General features: G+C 66.9%; 17 protein-coding genes and 1 pseudogene. 15 read left to right on the forward strand and 3 right to left on the reverse strand.

Going from position 1 to position 21,535, the window contains the following annotated elements; genetic code table 11:
• Nucleotides 1–3: 3 nt before the first annotated feature.
• The 11 genes and pseudogenes from QFZ69_RS00690 to QFZ69_RS00740 all read left to right on the forward strand — a co-directional run bounded on the left by QFZ69_RS00690 (nt 4) and on the right by QFZ69_RS00740 (nt 14,494).
• Nucleotides 4–423, forward strand: a complete 420-nt coding sequence (locus tag QFZ69_RS00690) for a sarcosine oxidase subunit delta (RefSeq protein ID WP_306914873.1) — start codon at nt 4–6, stop codon at nt 421–423.
• A complete protein-coding gene (locus QFZ69_RS00695) occupies nt 420–3,362 on the forward strand; it encodes a sarcosine oxidase subunit alpha family protein (protein WP_306914874.1) in 2,943 nt (980 codons plus the stop codon). The genes QFZ69_RS00690 and QFZ69_RS00695 overlap by 4 nt, the downstream gene beginning before the upstream one ends.
• Entirely contained in the window at nt 3,355–3,990 is a 636-nt protein-coding gene (locus QFZ69_RS00700) for a sarcosine oxidase subunit gamma (RefSeq protein WP_306914875.1), read from the forward strand. The genes QFZ69_RS00695 and QFZ69_RS00700 overlap by 8 nt, the downstream gene beginning before the upstream one ends.
• Complete coding sequence (locus QFZ69_RS00705) at nt 3,990–5,363, forward strand: L-serine ammonia-lyase (RefSeq protein WP_306914877.1); 1,374 nt, start codon at nt 3,990–3,992, stop codon at nt 5,361–5,363. Before QFZ69_RS00700 ends, QFZ69_RS00705 begins: the two co-directional genes overlap by 1 nt.
• A gap of 169 nt (nt 5,364–5,532) precedes the next feature.
• A pseudogene (locus QFZ69_RS00710) lies at nt 5,533–6,215 on the forward strand (pyridoxal 5'-phosphate synthase lyase subunit PdxS).
• 514 nt (nt 6,216–6,729) lie between these two features.
• Nucleotides 6,730–6,948 (forward strand): DUF4913 domain-containing protein, encoded by a 219-nt coding sequence (locus tag QFZ69_RS00715; RefSeq protein ID WP_306914878.1) that lies wholly within the window; start codon nt 6,730–6,732, stop codon nt 6,946–6,948.
• A gap of 57 nt (nt 6,949–7,005) precedes the next feature.
• Nucleotides 7,006–7,599, forward strand: a complete 594-nt coding sequence (locus QFZ69_RS00720; protein WP_306914881.1) for a TetR/AcrR family transcriptional regulator — start codon at nt 7,006–7,008, stop codon at nt 7,597–7,599.
• 331 nt (nt 7,600–7,930) lie between these two features.
• Nucleotides 7,931–9,634, forward strand: coding sequence for a choline dehydrogenase (gene betA, locus QFZ69_RS00725; RefSeq protein WP_306999848.1), 1,704 nt, complete (start codon nt 7,931–7,933; stop codon nt 9,632–9,634).
• A gap of 33 nt (nt 9,635–9,667) precedes the next feature.
• The gene (locus QFZ69_RS00730) at nt 9,668–11,227 is read left to right on the forward strand and encodes an aldehyde dehydrogenase family protein (protein WP_306914884.1); all 1,560 of its coding nucleotides are present in this window, start codon (nt 9,668–9,670) and stop codon (nt 11,225–11,227) included.
• Nucleotides 11,228–11,385: 158 nt separating this feature from the next.
• Complete coding sequence (locus QFZ69_RS00735) at nt 11,386–12,933, forward strand: APC family permease (RefSeq protein ID WP_306919548.1); 1,548 nt, start codon at nt 11,386–11,388, stop codon at nt 12,931–12,933.
• Between the two features lie 307 nt (nt 12,934–13,240).
• Nucleotides 13,241–14,494 (forward strand): IS701 family transposase, encoded by a 1,254-nt coding sequence (locus tag QFZ69_RS00740; RefSeq protein ID WP_306912892.1) that lies wholly within the window; start codon nt 13,241–13,243, stop codon nt 14,492–14,494.
• 99 nt (nt 14,495–14,593) lie between these two features.
• On the opposite strand, the gene QFZ69_RS00745 is transcribed toward QFZ69_RS00740, so the two are convergent.
• Nucleotides 14,594–15,115, reverse strand: a complete 522-nt coding sequence (locus QFZ69_RS00745; protein WP_306914886.1) for a hypothetical protein — start codon at nt 15,113–15,115, stop codon at nt 14,594–14,596.
• Between the two features lie 163 nt (nt 15,116–15,278).
• Here QFZ69_RS00745 and QFZ69_RS00750 point away from each other — a divergent pair, with 163 nt between their 5' ends.
• The gene (locus QFZ69_RS00750) at nt 15,279–15,779 is read left to right on the forward strand and encodes a sigma-70 family RNA polymerase sigma factor (RefSeq protein ID WP_306914888.1); all 501 of its coding nucleotides are present in this window, start codon (nt 15,279–15,281) and stop codon (nt 15,777–15,779) included.
• Entirely contained in the window at nt 15,776–16,459 is a 684-nt protein-coding gene (locus QFZ69_RS00755) for an anti-sigma factor (protein WP_306914890.1), read from the forward strand. The genes QFZ69_RS00750 and QFZ69_RS00755 overlap by 4 nt, the downstream gene beginning before the upstream one ends.
• Nucleotides 16,460–16,491: 32 nt before the next feature.
• On the opposite strand, the gene QFZ69_RS00760 is transcribed toward QFZ69_RS00755, so the two are convergent.
• The gene (locus QFZ69_RS00760; protein ID WP_306919549.1) at nt 16,492–17,298 is read right to left on the reverse strand and encodes a DUF1206 domain-containing protein; all 807 of its coding nucleotides are present in this window, start codon (nt 17,296–17,298) and stop codon (nt 16,492–16,494) included.
• Nucleotides 17,299–17,484: 186 nt separating this feature from the next.
• Nucleotides 17,485–18,408: a tRNA (guanosine(46)-N7)-methyltransferase TrmB gene (gene trmB / locus QFZ69_RS00765; protein WP_306914892.1), complete on the reverse strand. Its 924-nt coding sequence runs from the start codon at nt 18,406–18,408 to the stop codon at nt 17,485–17,487.
• Between the two features lie 167 nt (nt 18,409–18,575).
• Here trmB and QFZ69_RS00770 point away from each other — a divergent pair, with 167 nt between their 5' ends.
• Together QFZ69_RS00770 and QFZ69_RS00775 are read left to right on the forward strand one after the other, a co-directional pair.
• Nucleotides 18,576–19,802 (forward strand): MFS transporter, encoded by a 1,227-nt coding sequence (locus QFZ69_RS00770; protein ID WP_306919550.1) that lies wholly within the window; start codon nt 18,576–18,578, stop codon nt 19,800–19,802.
• 178 nt (nt 19,803–19,980) lie between these two features.
• Nucleotides 19,981–21,468: an MFS transporter gene (locus QFZ69_RS00775; RefSeq protein WP_306999851.1), complete on the forward strand. Its 1,488-nt coding sequence runs from the start codon at nt 19,981–19,983 to the stop codon at nt 21,466–21,468.
• Nucleotides 21,469–21,535: the final 67 nt, after the last annotated feature.

The raw sequence follows: 21,535 nt of genomic DNA on the forward strand, positions 1-21,535 counted from the left end.
GACATGCTCCTCATTTCATGCCCCAACTGCGGCTCCCGCGACGAGACCGAGTTCCACTACGGCGGCCAGGCCCACGTGGCCTATCCGGAGAACCCTAACGAACTGAACGACCGCGAATGGGCCGAGTTCCTGTTCTACCGCGACAACACCAAGGGCGCCTTCGCCGAACGCTGGCTCCACAGCACCGGCTGCCGCCAGTGGTTCAACATGCTCCGCGACACGGTCACCTACGAGATCCAGGCTATCTACCGCATGGGCGCGGCCCGTCCGGACAAAGCCGCCCCGGCACCTGAGTCCGGCACCGCCAGCACCGCCCCGGACAGCACCACCACCGGGACCGCGGCTCCCAGCATCGCTGCAACCAGCATTGCCACAAGCACAGCCCCCGCCAGCACCACCGCCCCGGAAGGAGCAACCAAGTGACTTCCCAGAACGCCCGCCTCGACGCCGGCGGACGCATCGACCGCACCATCTCCTGGCGTTTCACCGTGGACGGCGAGGAATTCACCGGCCACCCCGGCGACACCCTCGCCTCGGCCCTGCTCGCCAACGGCCGCATCGCCGCCGGCAACTCACTTTACGAGGACCGCGCCCGCGGCATCATGTCCGCCGGCGTGGAGGAATCCAACGCGCTGGTTCGTATTGAACCCCGGTTCCCGGGCCACGTGGCCGAGTCCATGCTCCCGGCCACTACCGTCACCCTGGTGGACGGCCTGAAGGCAGAGCTGCTCAACGGACTGGGCAAGCTGGACCCGGAAGATGACCGAGCCGAGTACGACAAGAAGTACGTCCACACCGACGTCCTGGTCATCGGCGGCGGTCCCGCCGGCCTGGCCGCCGCCCGCGAGGCCCTACGCACCGGCGCCCGGGTGATCCTGATGGACGACCAGCCCGAGTTGGGCGGCTCGCTCCTGTCAGGGTCCACGGCTCCCGGCCTGGCCGAGACCATTGAAGGCAAGCCGGCCCTGGAATGGGTGGCGGACGTTGAAGCCGAACTGGTTTCCGGTGCCGAGTCCACCGTCCTGAACCGCACCACCGCCTTCGGTGCCTACGACGCCAACTACGTCATCGCCGTCCAGAACCGCACCGACCACTTGTCCAGCCCCGCAGCACCCGGCGTCTCCCGCCAGCGTATTTGGCACGTGCGTGCCAATCAGGTGGTGCTGGCCCCCGGCGCCCACGAACGCCCCCTGGTCTTCGAGAACAACGACCGCCCCGGGATCATGCTGGCCTCCGCCGTCCGCAGCTACCTCAACCGCTACGCCGTCGCCGCCGGGCGCCGCGTGGTCATCAGCACCACCAACGACAGCGCCTACGCCCTCGCCGCGGACCTGCGCGCCGCCGGCGTCAAGGTGGCGGCCGTCGTCGACGCCCGCCCGAGCCTCACGAAGGTGGCGGCCGCCGCCGTCGAAGCCGGCACCCGGGTGCTGATCGGCAGCGCGGTGGCCAACACCGCTGCGAACGGCACCGGCCGCCTGAACGCCGTCACCGTCCGCAGCATTAACGACGACGGCGAACTCACCTCCGGCGTTGAAAACATCGCCTGCGATCTGCTCGCTGTCTCCGGCGGCTGGAGCCCGCTGGTCCACCTCCACTCCCAGCGGCAGGGCAAGCTGCGCTGGGATGAGGAGCTGGCCGCTTTCGTGCCCAGCACCGTGGTACCCAACCAGCAGACGATCGGCTCCGGCCGCGGCAGCTTCGAACTCGCGGACGTCCTTGCCGAGGGCATCTCGGCCGGAGCATCGGCAGCCATCGCCGCCGGGTTCGAGTCCGCTACGCAGCCGTCCGTCATCGGCGAGCCGAAGGCAAGCGCCCCCACCCGCCAGCTGTGGCTGGTCCCCGGCCAGTCCGGCACCGCGGATGACTGGCACCACCACTTCGTGGACTTCCAGCGCGACCAGTCCGTGGCCGACGTCCTGCGCTCCACCGGCGCCGGCCTGCGCTCGGTGGAACACATCAAGCGCTACACCTCCATCAGCACCGCCAACGACCAGGGCAAAACCTCCGGCGTCAACGCGATCGGCGTCATCGCCGCCGCTCTCCGCACAGCCGGCGAAGCGTCCCGCGGCATCGGCGACATCGGCACCACCACGTACCGTGCACCGTTCACGCCCGTGGCCTTCGCGGCCCTCGCCGGCCGCCAGCGCGGCGAACTGTTCGACCCCGCCCGCAAGACCTCCATCCACCCGTGGCACGAGGCCAAGGGTGCCCTGTTCGAGGACGTGGGACAGTGGAAGCGCCCCTGGTACTACCCGCAGGCCGGCGAGGACATGGACGCGGCCGTGCTGCGCGAGTGCGCCGCCGTCCGCGACTCCGTCGGCTTCATGGACGCCACCACCCTCGGCAAGATCGAAATCCGCGGCAAGGACGCCGGTGAATTCCTCAACCGGATCTACACCAACGCCTTCAAGAAGCTTGCTCCGGGTTCTGCCCGCTACGGCGTCATGTGCATGGCGGACGGCATGATCTTCGACGACGGCGTGACCCTCCGTCTCGATGACGAGCGCTACTTCATGACCACCACCACCGGCGGCGCCGCCAAGGTCCTGGACTGGCTGGAGGAATGGCTCCAGACCGAATGGCCCGAACTCGACGTGCACTGCACCTCGGTGACCGAACAATGGAGCACGATTGCCGTCGTCGGGCCCAAATCCCGGGCGGTCATCGCCAAGCTGGCACCGGAGCTGGCAGCGGATGGCGGGCTGGAAGCAGAAGCCTTCCCGTTCATGACCTTCCGCGAAACCACCCTCACCTCCGGCGTCCGCGCCCGGGTCTGCCGGATCTCCTTCTCCGGCGAGCTGGCCTACGAGATCAACGTGCCGTCCTGGTACGGGTTGAACACCTGGGAAGCCGTGGCAGCCGCAGGCGCCGAATTCAACATCACCCCCTACGGCACGGAAACCATGCACGTGCTCCGCGCCGAGAAGGGCTACCCGATTGTCGGACAGGACACGGACGGCACCGTCACCCCGCAGGACGCGGGCATGGAATGGGTGGTCTCCAAGGCCAAGGAGTTTATCGGCAAGCGCTCCTACTCACGGGCTGATGCCCAGCGCGAGGACCGCAAGCACCTGGTCAGCGTGCTGCCACTGGACGGGACGCTGCGCCTGCCCGAAGGCACCCAGCTTGTGGAAAAGGGCATCCCGGCCACCCCTGCCTACGGACCGGTTCCCATGGAGGGCTTTGTGACCTCCAGCTACCACAGCGCTGCCCTGGGCAGGTCCTTCGCCCTGGCCCTGATCAAGAACGGCCGCAACCGCATCGGTGAGACCCTGGTGGCCGCCGCCGGCGACCAACTGGTCGATGTTGTTGTCGCCGAAACCGTACTTTTTGACCCCGAAGGGACCCGCAAAGATGGCTAACACCGCAGCACTCAACGGCATCAATGGACTCCGGGACATCCGGCGCAGCCCCGCCTCCCACCTGGCCGCCGCGCTGGAAGCCGGCTCCATCGAGGGGACGGTGGTCCTCAATGAGGGCCCGTTCCAGACCATGGCTGGCATCCGCGTGGACCCCCGCTCCGAGGAAGGCGCACGGGTCGCCGCCGTGGCCGGCAGCCTGCCGGTCCGCTGCGGTGAGGTGGGCGGCGCCGACGGCGTCAGCGTCCTCTGGCTGGGACCGTCCGAGTTCCTGGTGGTCGCACCGGAAAAGGCCCACGACTCCCTGGGCGGCAACCTCCTCGGTTCCCTCACCGCCGCCCTGGGCGGGTCCCCGGGCCAAGTGGTGGACCTGTCCGCCAACCGCACCACGTTCGAACTCTCCGGCCCCCGCGCCCGTGCCGTCCTGGAAAAGGGCTGCTCCCTGGACCTGCACCCCCGCAGCTTCACCCCGGGAACAGCCCTGAACACCGAGGTGGGCAATATCCCGGTGGTCCTGCAGAAGACCGGCGATGAAAGCTTCCGGCTCTTCCCCCGCGCCTCGTTCGCGGACTTCCTGGGCCGGTGGCTCATCGACGCAATGCGTGAGTACGCCTCGCCAGAGGTCCCCTGATGGCGCTTAGCGTCCTGGATCTCTTTTCCGTTGGCATCGGGCCCTCGTCGTCACACACGGTCGGCCCGATGCGGGCGGCAAAGCTGTTCGCCGACGGACTCAAAGGCGACGGACACCTGAGCTCCACCAAACGCGTCCAGGCCGAACTGTTTGGCTCGCTGGGCGCCACCGGGCGGGGCCACGGCTCTGACAAGGCAGTGGTCCTGGGCTTCAAAGGGCTGGACCCGGAAACCGTGGACACCTCCACTGCCGATGACCAGGTGGCTGCCGCAGCCCTCGACGCCGAACTGTGGATTGGCGGTGACCACCGGGTGGACTTCAACTGGGACGAGGACGTGGTGCTGCACCGGCGCAAGTCCCTCCCGGCCCACCCCAACGGCATGACCTTCCGGGCCCTCGACCACGCCGGGGCCGTCCTCAGCGAACGGAGCTTCTACTCCATCGGCGGCGGCTTTGTGGTGGACGGCGATGCCGACGCCGGCGACCGCGTGGTGGCCGACGCCACAGTCCTCCCCTTCCCGTTCACCACCGCCGACGAACTCCTGGAGATCTGCAAGCGCGAGGGCATGTCCATCTCCGATGTGATGCTTGCCAACGAACTTACCTGGCGCAGCGAGGCGGAACTCCGCGAAAAGCTGCTGGCGCTCTGGGCGGTGATGCGCGAGTGTGTGGACAACGGCTGCGCCGCGGAAGGAATCCTTCCCGGCGGGCTGAACGTCAAACGGCGCGCCCCGTCGCTCTTCCAAACCCTGACGGCGGACACCGGCGTCACCGATCCGCTGCGGGCCATGGAATGGGTGAACCTGTTCGCGCTGGCCGTCAACGAGGAAAACGCCGCGGGCGGGCGCATCGTCACCGCCCCGACCAACGGTGCAGCAGGGATAGTGCCCGCGGTGCTGCACTACTACGTCAAGTTCGTTCCCGGGGCCGACGACGACGGCGTGGTCCGCTTCCTGCTGGCGGCCGCCGCCGTCGGAATCCTTTTTAAGATCAACGCCTCCATTTCCGGCGCGGAAGTGGGCTGCCAGGGCGAGGTGGGGTCCGCCTGTTCCATGGCCGCCGCCGGTCTCTGCGAAGTGCTGGGCGGCACGCCGATGCAGGTGGAGAACGCCGCCGAAGTGGGCATTGAGCACAACCTCGGCCTGACCTGCGACCCGGTGGGCGGTCTGGTGCAGATCCCCTGCATCGAGCGTAACGCCATTGCCAGCGTGAAAGCCATCAACGCCGCCCGCCTTGCCCTGCACGGCGACGGCTCGCACAAGGTATCCCTCGACAAGGCCATCAAAACCATGCGCGAGACAGGAGCGGACATGAAAAGCAAGTACAAGGAGACGTCCCGCGGTGGCCTCGCGGTCAACGTCATCGAGTGCTGAAGCCCGTGAAGTACCGGTAGCCCGAACGTGAACAGACATCTCGGAGTTCGTCACATTAGTAAATGTCTGGCTTTGCAGGCATCCCGCCCGTTTGGAGCAAGAAGTGCCCCTTAGACCACTCCCACACGAACACGTCGCCGTCGCCGGCAGCAACCGCGTCAAGCGCGGCATGGCTGAGATGCTCAAGGGCGGCGTCATCACGGACGTCGTCAACGTCGAACAGGCCCGCATCGCCGAAGACGCCGGTGCCGTGGCCGTGATGGCGCTGGAACGCGTTCCGAAGTCCTGACCCCGGCCGACTATGCCCACCACATCGACAAGTGGAACTTCACCGGTTCCCTTCGTCTGTGGTGCCACCAACCTCGGTGAGGCCCTGCGCCGCATCAACGAGGGCGCGGCCATGATCCGCTCCAAGGGCGAGGCAGGCACCGGTGACGTCTCCAACGCCACCACCCACATGCGCCAGATCCGTGCCGAGATCAAACGTCTGGCCGGCCTGGCCGAGGACGAGCTCTACGTCGCCGCCAAGGAACTGCAGGCCCCGTACGAACTGGTCAAGGAAGTTGCCGCCACCGGCAAGCTCCCCGTTGTCCTGTTCACCGCCGGCGGCATCGCCACCCCGGCGGACGCCGCCATGATGATGCAGCTCGGCGCCGACGGCGTGTTCGTCGGCTCCGGCATCTTCAAGTCCGGCAACCCGGCCAGCGCGCCGCCGCCGTCGTGAAGGCCACCACGTTCTTCGATGACCCGGACGTCATCGCGCAGGCCTCCCGCGGCCTGGGCGAAGCCATGGTCGGCATCAACGTCGACGAGATCCCGGTCCCGCACCACCTCGCCGAGCGCGGCTGGTAAACCGGATCACGTTGGGTACGAGCCCAGGCAAGACCTCAGCCGGACGTGGGCTGCGCAGCGACTGGGCCCGGTTGACGGGCCACACGGTTGAGGTGTGGCTCTTGGGGGAGCACATCATGACCGGGGTGGTGGAACAAGCCGCTGATGACGACTCCGTCCTCTGGATTACGGCCGCCGGAGCCAGCACGCGAAAGCTTGGTGCACCGGCCCGCACAAGGGGGCCGTAGAGGCGTCCATCAAGAAGTACAGTCCGCAGCCGGAAGAAGTGGCCGTGCCGGTAGCTGCCGGAGCTGCCGCTAATCCCTGGGTAACCGGGCAGGAGGTTCCAAGATGACCGATCGATATCGGCCGATTCAGTGAAGGGCCCAGCACCAGCGTAGAAGAGCCTGCCCACACAGCGGGGGAGGAGCAGAAGCCACCAGAGCTGGTCTACGGCTCCGCCGAAGAATTCGTGCACGAGCAACTGCTGCCCACCTAAGTCAGAGATGTCGACGGCCGCTCCGCAAAATGGTGCATGGACTGGTACTTCCACCCGGAAGCAGTCTCCCGTGTAGAGGCGCTGTGGCGTGCGTGGGAACATCTAAGACTCGACGGCGCCACCGGCATCAGCGTCTGGTTCAAAGACCACGCCGACCACCACATGAGCGTGCTCCTCGACCTCGGCCCTTGCTTACATGGGCATGGCCAAAAATGCAGTCACTCGGCTGCTTTTGGCGCCAGTCGTGCGCATTAGAGCAGGGCGTCCTGTCAGCGGGATGCACCATCACGACTTTGGCCATATTCTGGCCAAGTGATTACAAACACCATGAAGTCGGGCCAACAGGGCGAACAGATTGACAGGCAGGCGCGCATTCTCGAAGCGGCACTGGAGCTGCTGTCGCGCCACGGCATCTCAGGTGTCAGTATGCGCGCGGTGGCCCGGGAAGCCGGCGTCGCACTCGGGCTGGTGAACTACTACTACGAAGACAAGATGAGCCTGATCCGTGCGGCCTTGCACCAGATTGACGAGCGCGATGTCAAGCTGGTCGCACCCGATCCGGCATCGCCCCCCGACGGGCAGCTCCAGAAGGCTCTTCGCCGCGTTGCGGACCCGGAATTCCTCACCACCGAACATCTGTCCCTGCGCCTCCACCTCTGGGCACTCGCGCAGGCCCATGAAGACTTTGCGCTGATTAACGCGGCGGCCTTCGAGCGGTACCTCGATGGACTCGCGGCGCTGATAGGCAATGCCAAACCCGAACTCTCCAGTGATGAATGTAGGGTGCGGGCGGCTGACATTGTTGTCGTGCAAAACGGGATGTGGCTGACAGCGCTCCTGGGCGTGGACGAGGCCTCCATCCAAAGGAGCATCGCCCGTACCGAGGAGATCGCCTTCGCCGCCTAGCGGGAATTGCCCAGGAATTCCGTGAAGGCACCACCGCCATCTCCCGCGACGCTAGAACTCTTCAAGCTCAGCCGCCGCACGGCCGCCAGTCCCTGGCGCGTACCGAGCCGCGGCAGCCCTTGCACGTAACAAACAAACTTTTCTGAACACTTGTCCAGTAGTGCTATTGAACACTTGTTCAAGTTGCTTTAGTGTTCATCGGTATGACCTACACCACACAAGTGACGTCTTGCGCATTCTCCGGAGCGCCATGGTGTACCGCCAGTTTCCGGAAGCAGGATCACCGGCCCTGGGCGGAAGATCTGCGCCAGGCAGAAGGAGAGTTTGCAGCATGACAAAAACCAACTACGACTACGTCATCGTCGGTGGCGGAAGCGCGGGGTCCGTGCTTGCCAACCGTCTGAGCGATGGAGGCCAGAGCAGCGTCCTGGTCCTCGAAGCCGGGCGGAGTGACTACCCCTGGGACCTCTTCATCCAGATGCCCGCCGCGCTGACCTTTCCCAGCGGCAATCCTTTGTACGACTGGCGATACAAGTCGGACCCCGAGCCTCACATGGGCGGCCGTCGGGTGGCGCACGCACGCGGCAAGGTACTGGGCGGCTCCAGCTCAATCAACGGCATGATCTTCCAGCGCGGAAACCCGCTCGACTACGAACGCTGGGGCGCAGACGCCGGGATGGAAACATGGGACTTCGCGCATTGCCTGCCGTACTTCAACCGGATGGAAAACGCGTCCGCCGCGGACCCGGACGATGAACTGCGCGGACACTCCGGCCCCCTCGTGCTGGAACGCGGCCCGGCCACCAACCCCCTGTTCCAGGCCTTCTTCGCCGCCGCCCAGGAAGCCGGTTACCCGCTGACGGATGACGTCAATGGTTACCGCCAGGAAGGCTTCGCGGCATTTGACCGCAACGTCCACAAAGGCCAGCGGCTCTCGGCGTCCCGCGCCTACCTCCGGCCCAATTTCGGCCGGGACAACTTGACCATCCTGACCCGGGCCTTGGTCACCAAGGTCAACTTCACGGGCAACGTGGCTACCGGCGTCACTTACCGCCGCAACGGCAGGACCCACCAGGTGAACGCAGGCGAAGTGATCCTCGCAGGCGGCGCCATCAACACCCCACAGCTGCTCCAGCTCTCCGGCGTTGGAGACGCGACCCACCTGAACTCCCTGGGCATCAACTCCGTGGTCAACCTGCCCGGCGTCGGCGAAAACCTCCAAGACCACCTCGAGGTCTACATCCAGCACGCCTGCACCCAGCCGGTCTCCATGCAGCCTAACCTTGACCTGTGGCGCTACCCGCTAATCGGGCTCCAGTGGCTGCTGGGCCGGACGGGACCAGCAGCCACCAACCACTTCGAGGGCGGCGGCTTCGTCCGCTCCAACGAGGATGTTGCGTACCCGAACCTGATGTTTCATTTCCTCCCGGTCGCAGTCCGCTACGACGGCCAGAAGGCCGATGCCAAGCACGGCTACCAGGTGCACATCGGCCCCATGTACTCCGACGCCCGCGGCACCCTCAAGATCAAGTCCACCGATCCCACCGTGCACCCGTCCATGGTGTTCAACTATCTCTCCACGGACCAGGACCGCCGCGAATGGGTTGAGGCCGTTCGTGTGGCCCGTGACATCCTGGGCCAGTCCGCCATGGTCCCCTTCAGCGGGGGTGAGCTGTCTCCGGGCCGGGCCGTGCAGACGGAAGCGGAGATCCTCGACTGGGTTGCCCGCGACGCCGAAACAGCACTCCACCCGTCCTGCACAGCGAAGATGGGCCCCGATTCCGATCCCATGGCCGTAGTGAACCCGCTGGACATGACCGTGCACGGCACCAGGGGCCTCCGCGTGGTGGACGCCTCCGCCATGCCCTATGTCACCAACGGCAACATCTACGCGCCTGTCATGATGCTCGCTGAAAAGGCCGCCGACCTGATCGCCGGCAATGCACCTTTGGCGCCGCAGCACGCGGAGTTCTACCGGCACGGCGTCAGCCCGCTGGAGCGTAACGGCAACGCCGCCCCTGCGGCCAGGGGCTAGGAATGATGGATGCACACACCAGAAGGAGAGACAATGACTGCCACGGTTGAGCAAGTCCATCAGGCCGGGAAATCACGGGATCCCATCAAGGGCCTTTACATCGGCGGAGCCTGGCAGCAGGCGTCCGACGGCGGCACGACATCCGTGCGCTGCCCGGCAGACGGGCACGAAGTGGCAGTTGTCGCGTCGTCCACCGTAGAGGATGCCGAGCGGGCGATCGCCAGTGCACGGGCAACGTTCGATGGCGGCCCGTGGCGCAGGCTCACAGATATCGAGCGGGGTACCGTGCTGCTTCGCGTGGCCGGCCTGCTCGAGCGGGACAAGGCCGCCTACGCCCAGGCGGAGGCGCTCGACACCGGCAAACGCCTCGTCGAGGCCGAGTACGACATAGACGACATTGCTGCCTGCTTCCGCTACTACGGAAAGATCGCAGGCCTCGACGCCGGCAGGGTGATCGACACAGGCCGGCCCAACGCCATCAGCCGCGTGGTCTACGAGCCGCTCGGCGTCTGTGCCCTCATCGCACCGTGGAACTACCCGCTCCTCCAGGCTGCATGGAAGGTGGCGCCAGCACTCGTCGCCGGAAACTCGTTCGTGCTAAAGCCCAGCGAGCTCACACCGTCCACTTCGATCCTGCTCATGGAAACCCTCGAAGAGGCAGGCGTCCCTGCCGGCGTCGCCAATCTCGTCACCGGACCCGGCTCGACGGTGGGCGGCCCACTCAGCTCCGACCCGCGCGTCGACCTCGTCTCCCTGACCGGAAGTCTGGCCACAGGCCAGACGATCATGGCCGCGGCCGCGGAGACAGTGAAGAGCGTCGCCTTCGAACTCGGCGGGAAGAACCCGAACGTCGTCTTTGCGGACGCGGACTGGGACGCCGCCGTCGACAACGCCCTGACTGCCGTTTTCCTGCACTCCGGGCAGGTCTGCTCGGCAGGGGCGCGGCTCGTCGTCGAGGAGTCGATTGCAGACCGCTTTGTGGCCGAGATCGTGGAACGGGCGAAAAAGATCCGGATGGGCGGGCCGTTCGATCCCGACGCCGAGACCGGGCCGCTCATTTCCGCCAAGCACCGGGATCAGGTCCACGCCTACGTACAGGCCGGCATTGCGGAGGGCGCCGAGCTCCTGTGTGGCGGCTACATCCCCGACGAGGGACCGCTCGCCGACGGCTACTTCTACCCGCCCACCGTACTCGGCAACTGCCGCTCCGGCATGAGCGTACTGCGCGAGGAGTCATTCGGCCCCGTGCTGACCATCGAGACGTTCCGGACCGAGGATCAGGCCATCGCAATCGCGAACGATACAGAGTACGGCCTGGCCGGCGCGGTATGGACATCGGACGCCTCCAAAGCGCAGCGCGTCGCCGGCGCCCTCCGGCACGGAACCGTGTGGATCAACGACTACCACCCGTACGTACCCCAGGCTGAGTGGGGCGGCTTCGGGAAGTCCGGGATCGGCCGTGAACTCGGCCGGGCGGGCCTCAACGAGTACCGCGAGGCAAAGCACATTTGGCAGAACATCCAGCCCGCACCCAGCGGCTGGTTCGGCCCGGCTCCGGCTCCGAAGGAAACGGGGGAGGGCACAGCCAACTAGGCAACAGCATTGGGGGAAACAGCCGGGCGCCACAACGGCGCGGCGCCCGGTCTCTTGGTTTCATCTGCGTCCAAAGCGGCCGCAGATCACCACCATCGTGCTTTTCTGACTTAGGAGTTCAATTGACAGAACCCAGCAAGAGTACTGATTCAAGCGGCATGGACCAGTTCGGCTATGCCCAGACCCTGGACCGAAGCATCGGCAAGTTCGCCAGCTTCGCGGCCGGAGTCAGCTACATCTCCATCCTTACCGGCGTTTTTCAACTGTTCTATTTCGGTTTCGCCATGGCCGGCCCGGCCTACGCCTGGTCCTGGCCGATTGTCTTCGCCGGGCAGCTGATGGTGGCCTTATGCTTCGCCGAACTGGCAGGACGTTACCCTGTGGCCGGTTCGGTCTACAACTGGGCCAAAAGGCTCTCCTCCGGCACCTTCGCCTGGCTGGCCGGGTGGCTGTTGTTAATTTCCTCAATTATGGCCCTGGGCGCCGTGGCACTGGCCCTCCAGCTCACCCTGCCCCAGATCTGGTCCGGGTTCCAGATCATCGGTGACGGCACCGGCACCTACGACTTCGCCCTCAACGGGGTACTGCTCGCGAGCATCATGATCGGCATCTCCACCCTCATCAACGCCTTCGGCGTGAAACTCATGACCAAGATCAACAGCGTAGGCGTCTTCGTTGAACTTGCTGCCGCGGTGTTGCTTATCCTCGCACTTGCATGGCATATGGTCCGCGGACCCGGCATCCTCTTCGAAACCACGGGGTTCGGGGCGGACCACCCCTTGGGCTTCTTCGGAGTGTTCATCATCGGCGCCATGGCATCGGGCTACGTGATGTACGGCTTTGATACTGCCAGCTCCCTCGGCGAAGAGACGAAGGACCCGAAGCGCACAGCACCCAGGGCCATCCTGCGGGCGATCACCGCATCCTTTGTGCTGGGCGGACTGATCCTGCTCACCGGACTCCTCGCGGCCCCGGACCTGGATGATCCCAAGCTAGGCTCTGCCGACGGCGGCCTGCAATACATAGTGCTCTCCGTGCTGGGCGGCCCCTTCGGCAAAGCCTTCCTGCTGTGCATCGTGGTGGCGGTCATGGTCTGTACGCTGGCCGTCCACGCCGCCGCCATCCGCATGATGTTTGCAATGGCCCGGGACAACAACCTTCCGTTCAGCCGCCACCTGGGCAAGGTACACCCCGTCCGGAAGACCCCAACGGTCGCCGCCATCGTGATCGGAATCATCGCGGTCATCCCGCTGATCGTGAACGTCTCCCAGCCCGCCATCTTCACCATCCTCTCCAGCATCAGCATTGTCCTGATCTACCTCTCCTACCTGCTGGTGACCGTGCCCATGCTTCGGAACCGCCTGGCCAAAAAGTGGCCGCTGCCCGATGACGGCACCGAGCCCGGCTTCAGCCTGGGAAAATGGGGACTGCCGGTGAACATCCTCGCGGTCCTGTGGGGCGGCGCCATGACACTGAACCTCATCTGGCCACGCCCGGAAATCTACAACTCCGTGCCGCCGTTCGAGTGGTACCTGCAGTGGGGCGGGGTTCTCTTCGTCGCTGCCGTCACCCTCACCGGCGTCCTGATGTACCGACTGAAGCTTCGGCACCAGACGGGTGTCCTCGCCGGGCATGCAGCCGCAACCACAGCACCTCCGTCGCGGGGCTCCGCCGAGACGAAATCGGAGCCCATTAGCGTGGTGTAACGGCCCGGCTCCCGGGCGTGTTGCTCCCGGACGTGAGGCGGCCACCGCGTGATTCTTGAAACGACCTACCAAAGTACGTTTCGACAGAGAGCTCACGCGGTGACCGCACCCGGGGAATCCATCGTGCTCCTGCGCGGACTCAGTTCGACGGCCTCGAAACGACGAAGGGGGCAGGCCCGAACGCCCCAACGCCCGGACCGGCCCCTCAAATAGCCATTAGTTCAGCACGCTCCTAGTAGTACTTTGTTAGGTCTTCGGTGAGGGGCTTTTAATCGCTGGCCTGAGCTGTTAATTTCGTTTCGTGGGCATGGAAGAGGCAGGACTGCGGGTCGAGCTGGAGGATTACGTCGGGCAGGTGTTCGCGTCGTTGGGCCGGAAGGACCAGCGGGCGAAGGGCCGGCTGTATCTGCAGGGGTTGATGCTGGAGGGGCGGCGCAAGTCGATGCAGCCGATGGCGGAGCGCCTGGATGTGGACCACCAGCAGCTGCAGCAGTTCGTTACGTCCTCGCCGTGGGAGGTGGAGCCGGTCCGCCGCCGCCTGGCAGCCCTGGCCGATGAGGCTATCGTGCCGGAGGCGTGGGTGATTGACGATACCGGGTTCAAGAAGGACGGGGCCGCCTCGGCGTGCGTGGCGCGCCAGTACTCGGGCACGCTGGGCAAGATCGGCAACTGCCAGGTTGCCTCCACCGTGCACATGGTCACCGACCATGCCTCGGCCCCGGTGAACTGGCGCCTGTTCGTGCCCGAGGCCTGGGATGACGCCTGTGCGGACACCAACGAGCACGCCGAAGCCGTCGCCGCCCGCCGGATCAAGGCGAAGATCCCCGAATACGTACGGCACCGGCCCAAGTGGGAACTCGCGCTGGAGATGATCGATGAACTCGCCCATTGGGGGCGCAGGTGCCCGGTCGCGGTTGCCGACGCCGGGTACGGGGACAACGCGCTGTTCCGGCTTGAGCTGACCCGGCGGTCCATTCCGTGGGTGATGGCGGTCAAGGCATCCACCAGCGCCTACCCGGCCAATGCCGTTCCCGAACTCGCCGAACGCTCCGGCCCCAGGGGCAGGCCCAGTGTGCCCCGCTACCGACAGGACCCGGCCAGCCTGGCCGAACTCGCGGTGGCCGCCGGAAGGGGACAACTACGCAGGATCACCTGGCGGCACGGCACCAAGAACACCGGCACCAACAGGACCGCGGCCATGAAATCCCGCTTCCTGGCCCTGCGCGTCAGACCTGCCAGCCGGCACATCGCCCCCGGCGAAGACGGATCGTTGCCCGAGGCCTGGCTGATCGCCGAATGGCCACCCGGCGCCAAGGAGCCCACCGACTACTGGCTCTCCGACCTGCCCGCCGACACACCAACCAGGACCTTGGTCAGGCTGGCGAAAATCCGGTGGCGCATTGAACACGACTACCGCGAACTGAAAACCGGCCTCGGCCTTTCCCACTTCGAAGGACGATCCTTCCCGGGCTTCCACCACCACGTCACCCTCGTGTCCGCAGCACACCTGTTCATCACCAAAAAACGCCTTGCCACCCCAAAAGCAGCAGGGGCAGCCTGAGCCTGTACGGGGTCCTCAAGGAACTCCAACGGATCCTCATCCGACAGCTCAGACGCTGCCCCTACTGCCAACACGCCCCACCAACCTAACAAAGTACTACTAGGATGCGGGGGCCGTGGTGATCATCTCACCGGAGGGTGCCACGAGGTACCAGACGCTGTTAACGCCCTGGCCCAGGATGTCGCCTGCAGCCTTGTCCTTTTCGAAGTAGTAGATGGGCATGCCGTTGATGGTCACCTGCTTCTTGCCGTCGGGGGTAGTGATGGTGCCCAGTGTGCCTGTGACGCCTTCCACGGAAGGTGTCGCGGAGGTGGTGAAAACGGGCGGCCAGGCGGTGAGGCATCCGCCGGTGCAGGCGCTTGTCCCGGAATCCTTCGTGTCTTTGGTGAAGTAGTAGACGCTCATGCCTTTGCCATCGACCACAATCGGGCCGAGCTTGGATTCCGCAACCTTGAGCTCTGTCGCGGCGGCCGGAGCGGGAGTCGGGCTGGCCGGGGGAGCCGAAGTTGCGGCCGGTGCGGGGGGCGCGGTCGGTGCCGTGCTGCCGCCTCCGCCGGCACAGCCGGAAAGCAGTGCGGCAACTGCGAAAGCGGACAGGCCAATGCTGAGGTGCTTCTTCATCTGTTGCTCCTTGACTCGTACCGGCCAACTCGTCAGGCCAGCGCTACCCCATACGACGCCGTCCGGTGAAGAATGGTTCAGGACGGCGGCTTTGAACTTTTGCGCGGTCCCGTACGTCGTAGGGGGCAGAAGGGCGCAGGGCACAAGGCCGGGGAGGCATCGCATGTCGCTTGACGAAGACGTGGTGGCCGCGATCTACCGCGATCACGGCCGGGCCCTGAAACACTTTGTCTTCAGCGCCTGCCGGGATGCGCAGCTGGCGGACGACGTGGTTCAGGAGACCGTTCTGCGCGTCTGGCAGCAGGCGCCGGAGATCACCGGCAGTCTGCGCAGCTACCTGTTCCGGACGGCCCGCAACATCATGATCGACAATTACCGCAAAGCCCAACGCCGGCCCCGCGAAGTCGCGGAACGCGAGGCTGCGGACCCCGTGGACGCGGCCGGACGCGTGGACGAACTCCTCAACAAGGTCCTCATGGAGGAGGCGCTGCTGCGGCTGAGCGCCGAGCACCGCGACGTCCTGGTTGCCCTCCACTACCGCCGCTACACGGTTCAGGAGGCATCGAAAAAGTTGAACATCCCCAGCGGAACGGTGAAGTCCAGGGCCTTCTACGCGGTCCGGGCGCTGCGGACGGTCCTCGACGAAATGGGGGTGCAGCGGTGAACGGAACGGAGCCACACCAGCTGCTCGGCGCCTATCTGCTGGGCGGACTCGAGCCGGCCGACGTCGCGGCCTTCGAGCAGCATCTGGAATCCTGCGCGAAGTGCCGGGGGGAGCTTGATGAACTTGCCAGCCTGCCCGCGCTGCTGGACGAGGTGGCGGTGAGCGACGCCCTGGCGCTCACCGGCGTGGCTGCTGCGGCGGGTCCCGTTGCGGCGCAAGGGGCCAGCGCTGGTTCCGTCCCCAAGCGGCTGCTGGATGAGTTGGCCGTCCGCCGCCGCAGGGTTCGCCGCCGCTGGTTCGCGGCGGTGGCGGCCGCAGCCGCGGCCTGCCTCGCCGCTGGCGTCCTCGGCGGGCCGCTGCTCAACCCGCCGGCCAAGCCGGACGCCAGCTACTCGGTGCAGGCCGGCGACGGGATTCAGTTCACGGTCGGCCTGGTCAAGAAGACCTGGGGCACGGAGCTCGCAGTCGATGGCCGGAGTCTGCCGGTGGACGGCACCTTCTCGCTCTGGGTGAAGGACCGCGACGGCGGCGAAGACCGGGCCTGCGCCTGGACGGCCACCCCCAGCGGCCGGGTCAGGATCACGGGCGCCACGCCTGTTCAGCTCGCCAGCATCGCCAGCGTCGAAATGCGCAACGGGCAGCAGCAGACGGTGGCCGTCATCGCCGTGCCGAGCGGCTGACGCCCCCGCTTTTGTCCGACCCGCGCCGGGCATCACATCTTGGCGAGCCTGGACCGCACCATCATGAAAATGCCGTAGCAAATCAGCCCGGCACCCACCGCGGCCAGCATGTAAAAGCCGAACGGCTGATCGCGCAGGCCCTTCAGGCCGCCGTCGATTCCGGTTGATTCCTCGGGGTGCGCCGTCACGGTGGCGACGATGATCAGCAGGCCCGCCAGGAGCAGGGCGATGCCTTTGGCGGCATAGCCGCCCACACCAAGGACCGCTAGAGCCGTTCGGGCTTTGTCCGAGGCCGGAAGCCGGAGGTACTTGGCGAAGGACTGGCGGAAGCCGCGGACGACGTAGACAATTCCGGTGATGGCAACGGCCGCGCCGATCGCGAGCAGCAGCGCGTACCCGCCGGGGGCCTTCATCACGGACACCGTGAGGTCGCTCGTGGATGTGGTGTGGTCCTTGCCCGCGCCGTTGGCGAACGACGCCAGCGTCACGGCCAGCCCGGCATACACCACTGCCTGAAGCGCGGCCTTGAGCTTCTTCCCCAGCTTTTTCTTTCCCGGGAGGTGTTCGAACTCGAAGATGGCATCGCTGATCTGCCAGAGCGCCAGCGCAACGCAGGCTGCGAAGGACCCCCAAAGGAGCACCGGCCCGGCGGGCTGGCCGGCCAGCTGTTCGACTGCCCCGCTCACGTCCGCCTCACCCTCGTCGCCCATGGCCACGCGGATCGCGACCAGCCCCACCAGGAGATGCAGGATGCCGCTCACGGCAAACCCGGCCCGGGCCACCAGCTCGAGTGCCCGGGAGTTGGTAACGTCCTCGACGGCGTCGGCGGCACCCTTCAGTTCTCTTTTGATGTTCGGTCCCTCAACTGTCTCGGTTGATCCGCCGCGTACATCATGGCCCGGATGCGACTCCCGTAATCCTGTCACGCGGTGCAGCTCTGGAATAGTGCTGCCGCTTCAGGGTTGGGCCGGGACCGGCTGCGGACAAGAGCCACCAGAGTGCCTCCGGTACCCGCAGTCGTGCCTTTAGCGCCGCCGGTAACTGAGGTCGAAAATGAGCCGCCCGGCCTCGTGCGCCTTGTTCTCGAAGCTGGTCAGAACCCTGCCCTCGAACCGCGGAGCCCAGCCGCCGGCCTCATCCGTGCCTTCATTGGGACCCGTGTGTTCAGTGCTCACCGGTGCCCGGCCCTCCTTGACGGGCGCACCTCCTACCAGCAATTCGACCCCGGATTCCCAGACCCGGGTCAGGGGGCTTTCGCCGCCGCTGCGCTCGCCCTCGTGCAGGTTCTCGAAGTCGGCGGAGGCGGCCAGTACCTTACGCACGTGGACCGCATAGTTGGACCAATCCGTCGCGATCCGCCAGATGCCACCGGGCTTCAAAGCGCGCGCGGCGAGCTCGGCGAACGCCGGCTGGATGAGCCTGCGCTTGTGGTGCCGGGACTTGTGCCACGGGTCCGGGAAGAAGACCCACACTTCCGTGACCGAGCCTGCCGGGAGCATGGTGGCCAGCACTTCCGGGGCGTTCGCCTCCACGACCCGGACGTTGCTGAGCCCGCGGCTGTTGATCTTGATCAGCGTGTTGGCCAGGCCCGGGGTGTACACCTCGACAGCGAGGAAGTCCTTGTCCGGGTTCTCCTCGGCGGCGTGGCAGACGGCGTCGCCCAGCCCCGATCCGATTTCCACAATCAGCGGGGCCGAGCGCCCGAATTCCGCCTCCGCGTCGAACTCATAGTCCGGGTGGATCGAGGTGTTGGCGATGTGTCGCGGAACCTCGACGGCCCAACGGTCAGAATGCTCTTCCCAGGCGGCCTGGCGCCGGCCCTGCAGGCGGGTGCCGCGGCGCACGAAGCTGACTGGGCGGCCGCCGTAGGTGCCGAAGGAGGCCTGGCTGCCGGGGGTCACCGGGCGGGACGGCTGCGGCGCCTGGGGGGATTCTGGGGTTTCACTCATCCCTTCCAGAATAGTGGAGTTCGGCGGGCTGGTGCGGGCCTGACGGAGCTCTTGTCAGGGGCAGCGCGGTGCGGCCTGCCAGAATGGGGTCCGTGACGTTACCGCAGAACGCCCCGGATTCCACTCTCGGGAGCACCCCCGCCGCCGGGGACCGCAGCAGCACGCTAGTGGACGCCGAGATCGACGATGTCCCCGCGGCCGCGGCCACCCGTGTCGGCAGCCGCCGCGGGCTGGTCTATCTGGGACTCTGCCTGGTCCTGATCGGGCTGAACCTCCGCACGGTATTCTCAAGTTTTTCGGCGGTGCTTCCCGAGCTGACGGCCGACACCGGGCTGCCGGGCTGGGCGGTCGTGGTCCTCACCACGGTGCCCGTCACGCTGCTCGGGGTGTTCGCCCCGCTGGCCCCCGTGCTTGCCCGCCGCTTCGGCGCCGAACGCGTGCTGCTTGGTGCCATGGCGGTGCTGACCGCCGGGCTGCTGCTGCGTCCGCTGGACCTCGCGGGCGCCGGGCACCTTCCCGCCCTGCTCGCCGGGACGGCCGCCTGCGGTGCCGCGATCTCGCTCTGCAACGTGCTGCTGCCGGGCCTGGTCAAGCGCGACTTCCCGCACCGGCTGGGACTAATGGGCGGTCTCTACACGACGGCGATCTGCGCCTCCGCGGCCCTCGGAGCCGGCTTCACCTACCCCGTGTTCGCCGCGACGGGGGAGTGGACGGCGGCACTCTGGTTCTGGGCGCTGCCCGCCGGCGTCGTCCTTGTGCTGTTCCTTCCGCTGGCCGTTCGGCAGCGCCATGGCCGGCACCAGCAGGCGGCCGACGGCGTCAACGTGTGGCGCTCTGCCATTGCCTGGCAGGTGACCATCTTCATGGTCCTGCAGGCGATGATGTCCTTCAGTGTCTTTGCCTGGCTGGCGCCCATCCTGCGCGAGCGTGGGGTGGACGGGGGCACCGCCGGACTGATCGTCTCCGCCTCGATCGTGCTGCAGATGCTCGGTTCCCTCTTCGCCCCTGCCCTGGCGGCCCGTTTCCGGGATCAGCGCGTCATCAGCACCGTGGTGGCGCTGATGACGGGCGGAGGATTCGCCCTGAGCATCTTCGGCCCGCTGGAGCTGATCTGGCTGTGGACCGGGCTGCTGGGCCTGGGCCAGGGCAGCTTGACCGCCGTCGCGCTGACTCTGATCATGCTCCGAACCCGCGACGGCCACACCGCGGCCCACCTGTCCGGCATGATGCAGGGCGTCGGTTATGGGCTGGGCTCCACCGGGACCCTCTTGGTCGGCCAGTTGCAGCAGTCCACGGGGTCCTTCGCCGCGGCGGGGGTGCTCTTCCTCGCAATCGGCGCGCTGGCCGCGGTGTTCGGCTACCGCGCCGGGCGGAACCGCTTCATCGGCGGCTGACCGGACTCGCCAATCCACAAGGGGTGGTGCGCGCCACGCGCCGGCTGTGGCATGCTTCCCCTTAGCCGTCCCCACGCTCCACCGGAAGCTCTCCATCCAACCGCAACGGACGCACCGTGGCCCCAACTTCCGGTGAGGCATTGCGGCGGCGTCCGGAACTAGCGATCAGGCCCCGCCCGTGCCCCGTATTGCCCCCGCCCCGGCCCCGGAATCAGCCGGCCTCTTCCACCGCAGCTACCTGCTGGTGACCCTCGGCGCCTGTGCCCTGGTGTTCCTCGCCGCTTTCGAATCCATGGCGGTGACCACCATCATGCCGCTCGTCAGCCGCGAGCTGGGCGGGGCAGCCCTGTACGCGCTGGCCTTCGCCGGTCCGCTCGCCACCGGCGTCATCGGCATGGTGGCGGCGGGCAACTGGTCCGACCGGCGTGGTCCGGCGGGTCCCCTGTACGCTTCCGTGGCCCTGTTCGTACTCGGCCTGCTGATCGCGGGAACGGCTGGGAGCATGGCCGCCCTGGTCGCCGGCCGGCTGGTGCAGGGCCTCGGCGGAGGTGCCATGACCGTGTCCCTCTACGTGGTGGTCGCTAGGGTCTATCCGCCCGTGCTGCACCCTAGAATCTTCGCCGCGTTTTCCGCAGCGTGGGTGATTCCCTCGCTCGTTGGCCCTTTCGCCGCCGGGCTCGTGGCCCAGCTTGCCAGCTGGCACTGGGTCTTTCTGGGCGTGGTGGGGCTCGTGGTGCCGGCGCTGCTCATGATCGTTCCGGCCGTGCGCGGGCTGCACGGGACCACGGAGCGGAAATCCACGGAGCGGAAATCCACGAAGCGGAAGTCCACGGAGCGGAAGTCGCCGAAGCGGGAATCCCCGGACGAAGGCAGCCCGGGGGACATGTCCAGCGCTGCGCCGGATCGGGTCCGCACCCCGGGAGGGTACGGGCGGCTGGCCTGGGCAACGTTGGCCGCGCTCGCCGTGCTGGGCCTGAATCTGTCCGCCGAGGTCCCGGTCGCCGGTGGCGTGCTGGCGGCAGCCGCCGTCGCCGTGGCGCTCGTGGCGGTCCGACCGCTCGTGCCGCGCGGCACGCTCACGGCGCGCCCCGGGTTGCCCAGCGTGATCCTCACCCGGGGGCTGGCCTCGGCGGCGTTTTTCGGCGCGGAGGTCTACCTGCCTTATCTGCTGGTGGAGCGCTACGTCTTCCCGCCGACCTTTGCCGGCCTCACGCTCACCGGGGGAGCCCTCGCGTGGGCCGCCGCCTCAGCCATCCAGGGCAGGCTCGGGCCCCGCCTGAATCACCGCCGCGCGGTCCGGATCGGGGCGGGAATGGTCCTCGGCGCCGTCGTCCTTACCCTCGCGACCACCGTGCTTGGCTGGCCGGCAGCCGTCGCGATCGCCGGCTGGGTGTTTGCCGGCGGGGGCATGGGACTGATGTATCCGCGCCTGAGCGTGATGACCCTGGCCCTGTCCACCAAGGACACCGAAGGCTTCAACAGCTCCGCCATGTCCATTGCCGATTCCCTCGGCGGGGCGCTGGCCCTTGCCGGCACGGGAATCGTCTTTGCCGTCTTTACGACGACGGCGGCCTCCTTCGCCGGTGTCTTCGCGCTCACCGCGGCCATCGGGGTCGCCGCCGTCGTGGTCGCCCCGCGCGTAGCCAGGACGTCCGCCGGCGGCTGACCGCGCACCGGGACGGCGCCAACCACCGGTCGCCGACGCTATTGGCGGCTGTCGACTGGCGGCCGGT

The organism is Arthrobacter sp. V1I7 (genome assembly GCF_030817015.1).
In the GTDB taxonomy this organism is placed as follows: domain Bacteria; phylum Actinomycetota; class Actinomycetes; order Actinomycetales; family Micrococcaceae; genus Arthrobacter.

Bases quoted from the DNA above. Each gene is read 5' to 3' on its own strand.
- QFZ69_RS00690 (WP_306914873.1), top strand. From the start codon at position 4: ATGCTCCTCATTTCATGCCCCAACTGCGGCTCCCGCGACGAGACCGAG.
- QFZ69_RS00700 (WP_306914875.1), top strand. From the start codon at position 3,355: ATGGCTAACACCGCAGCACTCAACGGCATCAATGGACTCCGGGACATC.
- QFZ69_RS00705 (WP_306914877.1), top strand. From the start codon at position 3,990: ATGGCGCTTAGCGTCCTGGATCTCTTTTCCGTTGGCATCGGGCCCTCG.
- QFZ69_RS00715 (WP_306914878.1), top strand. From the start codon at position 6,730: ATGGACTGGTACTTCCACCCGGAAGCAGTCTCCCGTGTAGAGGCGCTG.
- betA (WP_306999848.1), top strand. From the start codon at position 7,931: ATGACAAAAACCAACTACGACTACGTCATCGTCGGTGGCGGAAGCGCG.
- QFZ69_RS00730 (WP_306914884.1), top strand. From the start codon at position 9,668: ATGACTGCCACGGTTGAGCAAGTCCATCAGGCCGGGAAATCACGGGAT.
- QFZ69_RS00735 (WP_306919548.1), top strand. From the start codon at position 11,386: ATGGACCAGTTCGGCTATGCCCAGACCCTGGACCGAAGCATCGGCAAG.
- QFZ69_RS00740 (WP_306912892.1), top strand. From the start codon at position 13,241: ATGGAAGAGGCAGGACTGCGGGTCGAGCTGGAGGATTACGTCGGGCAG.
- QFZ69_RS00745 (WP_306914886.1), bottom strand. From the start codon at position 15,115: ATGAAGAAGCACCTCAGCATTGGCCTGTCCGCTTTCGCAGTTGCCGCA.
- QFZ69_RS00750 (WP_306914888.1), top strand. From the start codon at position 15,279: ATGTCGCTTGACGAAGACGTGGTGGCCGCGATCTACCGCGATCACGGC.
- trmB (WP_306914892.1), bottom strand. From the start codon at position 18,408: ATGAGTGAAACCCCAGAATCCCCCCAGGCGCCGCAGCCGTCCCGCCCG.